This window comes from Acetobacter fallax, assembly GCF_011516735.1.
Classification (GTDB): Bacteria; Pseudomonadota; Alphaproteobacteria; order Acetobacterales; family Acetobacteraceae; genus Acetobacter; species Acetobacter fallax.
Genome location: NZ_WOSX01000093.1, coordinates 1 through 3,695, shown reverse-complemented (window position 1 = coordinate 3,695; position 3,695 = coordinate 1). Strand labels below are relative to the sequence as shown.

The 3,695-nt window shown below is 57.5% G+C and carries 5 protein-coding genes; 3 read left to right on the top strand and 2 right to left on the bottom strand.

Annotation, left to right across the window (positions count from 1 at the left end):
• The first annotated feature begins 193 nt into the window (after positions 1-193).
• The 3 genes from GOB85_RS18400 to GOB85_RS18390 all read left to right on the top strand — a co-directional run bounded on the left by GOB85_RS18400 (position 194) and on the right by GOB85_RS18390 (position 2,521).
• Positions 194-1,633: a DUF2252 domain-containing protein gene (locus GOB85_RS18400; RefSeq protein ID WP_173578825.1), complete on the top strand. Its 1,440-nt coding sequence runs from the start codon at positions 194-196 to the stop codon at positions 1,631-1,633.
• Positions 1,609-1,875, top strand: a complete 267-nt coding sequence (locus GOB85_RS19845) for a transposase (protein WP_408737089.1) — start codon at positions 1,609-1,611, stop codon at positions 1,873-1,875. Before GOB85_RS18400 ends, GOB85_RS19845 begins: the two co-directional genes overlap by 25 nt.
• Positions 1,876-2,086: 211 nt before the next feature.
• The gene (locus tag GOB85_RS18390) at positions 2,087-2,521 is read left to right on the top strand and encodes a hypothetical protein (RefSeq protein WP_173578824.1); all 435 of its coding nucleotides are present in this window, start codon (positions 2,087-2,089) and stop codon (positions 2,519-2,521) included.
• An 11-nt stretch (positions 2,522-2,532) separates the two neighbouring features.
• Here the strand turns inward: GOB85_RS18390 and GOB85_RS18385 are convergent, their stop codons facing one another.
• A complete protein-coding gene (locus GOB85_RS18385) occupies positions 2,533-2,724 on the bottom strand; it encodes a hypothetical protein (protein ID WP_173578823.1) in 192 nt (63 codons plus the stop codon).
• 148 nt (positions 2,725-2,872) lie between these two features.
• The gene (locus GOB85_RS18380; RefSeq protein WP_173578822.1) at positions 2,873-3,043 is read right to left on the bottom strand and encodes a hypothetical protein; all 171 of its coding nucleotides are present in this window, start codon (positions 3,041-3,043) and stop codon (positions 2,873-2,875) included.
• Between the last annotated feature and the right edge of the window lie 652 nt (positions 3,044-3,695).

The window sequence follows — 3,695 nt, the reverse complement described above, 5'->3', positions numbered from 1 at the left end:
TGCGCTCGGGTGATTTCAGTCCAGGCCATCTTGATCTCATCAGGTTATCGCAAACCCATGAATCATAACCCGCTGAAATCACTCAACTCATTTTCGGTCAGACACTAAGACCGGTTACTGTTTAAAGTGTGAGTCTTCCGGGCTCTGTATCTCCCCGCTGGTATCAGTCTCGCCGGATGTCCATACTGCCTCCATGGACGATTCCAGTATTCACGCCGGTGCCCCCTCCAGTCCGGACATTGGCTCGCGCCTCCTGACCCGCGCGGAGCGACGGGCCCGAGGCGTATCTCTCCGTAAAACGGTCTCCCGCGCCAGTCAGGCAGACTGGACACCACCAGCTGACCGGATGAGTCCGACAGCCACTCTTGCTGCCCAGGGCAGGAGCCGCATTCCTGATCTGCTGCCGGTGCGTTACGCCCGAATGAAAGCTTCACCTTTCGCATTTTTGCGTGGTGCTGCTGCCGTCATGGCGGCCGATCTTGCTCACACACCCGCAACCGGCCTGACGGTGCAGGCCTGCGGCGACTGCCATCTTGCCAATTTCGGGAGTTACGCTTCTCCCGAGGGTGTCCCGGTTTTCGACATTAACGATTTTGATGAGACTCTTCGGGCTCCCTTCGAGTGGGACGTCAAACGTCTTGGCACTTCTCTCGTTCTCGCCGGTCTTGAGGCCGGAATGCCAGACAAAGCGGCTCGGGCGCTCTCTGAAGAGATGGCGCTTATTTATACAGGCGAGATGACACGCCTTGCCGGACTGGCCCCGATTGCGGTGTGGACCGACCGCATTGATCTGACAGCTGCGATCGCACATTTTGCAGATCGCAAAGTCCGCGATCGTGTTCAGGCGCAGCTGGCCCGTCGTCTGGACAGTGCCCGAAACCATTTCGGTCTTGTCGTCGATGACGGGCGTGCGCCTTCTTTCCGGGAACGTCCTCCGCTCGTCATGCGCCTGCCCGCCGAGGAGGATACGATTCGTCACGCCTTTGCGCGTTATGCTGCCACGCAGCCGCCCGAGCGTGCCATTCTGCTCGACCGTTACCGTCTGCGGGATGTCGTCTTCAAGGTTGTCGGTATTGGCAGCGTTGGCACTTTCTGTGCCATCGGGCTCTTTGCTACAGCCGATGGTGAAACGCTGCTGCTTCAGATCAAGGAAGCACAGACCTCCGTTCTGGCTCCTTTTGCAGGGGGCACCCGATTTCACAATCAGGGTGAGCGCGTTGTCACCGGTCAGCGCATCACTCAGGCTGTCTCGGATTCCTTTCTCGGCTGGACTCATAGCGACGGGCAGCCTGATGCCACTCCGGATCTGTCCGGCGCGGGCCGCCAGTTCTATGTCCGTCGTCTCAAAGATGCCCGCCTTGCTGCCATTGGTTCGGATTTCGCGCAGGAAGGGCTCGCGGATTACGCCCGACTCTGCGGCCGCGCTCTTGCCCGGGCACATGCCCGTTCCGGCGATGTCGTGACAATCGCCGGTTACCTGGGCAAAGGCGCTGCGTTTGCGAATGCTGTCAGTCGGTTTTCCGTCGCATATGCAAAACAGACTCACAGAGACTGGGCAGCCTTCACTGCGGCACTCAAAGGAAATGAGCTTCCGCCGCCAGTACCGGTATCCGGGGACAAAACTCTGGCCTGAACTCAAAACTCCATACCGTGTGTGATAATCAGGGCCGCCCGGTCCGCCTTCATCTGACTGCGGGGCAGATCAGTGACTTCAGAGGCGCGGATGTTCCGCTGGCAGATCTTCCCGATGAGACAGAAGACGTCATCGGAGACAGAGGCTATGACAGCAACAGCTCTGGTCCGGAGCGCGTTTCCCGATCACTCTGCCTGATGATACGTGATGCATATCACCACGATCAGGCCTTTCACCAATAAGTGTGCCGAACAAAGCTGGCAGGCTGGCTTCTCTCTCCACCATCCGCGCCGCCCTGGAATCCGCTGCGTGGAGTTCATCGCGGAGAACGGTGGGAGAGCCGGTTTACGGTTGAGAAAAGAATGAAACGAACTCTGACACTGGCATCAGTGGCGGTCCTGCTGGCCGCATGCTCCGACCACACTCCGTTAACACCGCATCAGGAAGTGCATCGTGATCGCGCGACACTTCACCGCTGCAATGAGATTTCCGACCGGGCGGCCCGCGGGCGCTGCCTCATGGCTGAATCCCGCCGCCATTACCTGTATGAGCATCCACCGGGGCAACGCACACGCCGTCGCTGATCCGTCACACAACCGGGGGTGCGGACGTGCCATTGAGGAAGAACCAGCAGTCATGAAGCTGACCATCATCGGAATCGCATCTCTCTGCATGCTCACTGGCTGCTCCCATCCCAGGCCCATGGATGACAGGGCCGCGCTTCTGCGCTCTCCTCTGAACAGGACTAACGTCCCGCAGGATGACAGCACGCCCCCGGATGGCAGGATGCACGGCCAGATGAGTGTCGGAACAGGCTTTGGTGCAGAACGAGGTTACGGTGCCGGAGCGGGTGCCTCTCCGATGGGTGCCTCGCCGGGCGGCTGGTAAGAATACCGTCTTCAGAGGGCGCGGATATGACTGAAAAAGGACCGGTAAGCATGAAGAAGCAGAGCATCCTCGTCATGGCAATTCTCGCCATTCTCGCAGCTTGCTGTCAGAAGCCCGACCCGCATAATCTGCCTGTGGATGGCGCGATCAGGTGCAATTTCGACCATCTGCCCGGAGAAAAGACGACCTGTCCGATCCTTCACTGAGCGCAGTGTCCGGGACGCACCCGGTCACTGCGACATTGTCCTTTCGCGGCGGCAGAGTATCGCCTTCACACAACGGATGTCGCAGATGATCGGAGCAAGGAATCCCTGCTCAGTGGCCAGGCCAGATCGCTCGCATAAAGGACTCTCACCTGTCAGGCTTCGCTGTTACCGCACCATGAGCCGTTCCTGCGGCAGGCATATCATGATCCATGTCCGGGCCGGCATTGGCGGGAGTTGCACCGCCGGGTCCGCTAACGGGAGATCCGCAAGTGGACAGAAACGCTGTTGCCGCGAGCACGATGAGCAATTTTTTCATGATGACGTTTCCTTCAGTCAGCCAGTTGACCTGTAAGGCGAACGGACAGACCTGCGGGTGGTTGCTGATCAGAAAAACGTTTGCGGAACCGGAAAAGGATTTCGGAATTAACGCACCCGCGCCGGAGTCATAAGGTCATCGGACAGACAAAAAATGCTGTAGCAGGATGGCAGTCTGTCGGCCGGGCAGGGAAGGCCGATCTGTCGGCTGTACCCTAATGTTCCGGAACTTCGAGTATTCTGGCCTCGCTTTTCAGCTCTGGTCCGTCTCCCACTACTGAACGCGACCTTACAAAGAAGACTATCTTCCTTCGGGGGCGATGCCTTCAGCCTCTGCCACAAAGGAAATATGCGAGCTGCGGGACTCGAAACTACACAATCCCGTAGTGCAACCAATTAAAGCTTTGAAAAACATAAAGATTTTTCAAGCGGTGTAGCACGTGAGTGTAGCAGATTTTGCTAAACAAACAAAAAATATAGCCTCTCAATAAGGTTCTTTATTTTACGTTTCAAAGCTTGTCAGACGGTATCGAAAAGGCAAGAAGAGGTGGTCCCCATTTTTCGGACAGGGCGATAAGCTATCATCTGGCCTGAACGAGGACGGGTTTTATGGGCAAGGTTACGCGGAAACGGTATGCGGCAGAGTTCAAGTC

Bases quoted from the DNA above. Each gene is read 5' to 3' on its own strand.
- GOB85_RS18400 (WP_173578825.1), top strand. From the start codon at position 194: ATGGACGATTCCAGTATTCACGCCGGTGCCCCCTCCAGTCCGGACATT.
- GOB85_RS18380 (WP_173578822.1), bottom strand. From the start codon at position 3,043: ATGAAAAAATTGCTCATCGTGCTCGCGGCAACAGCGTTTCTGTCCACT.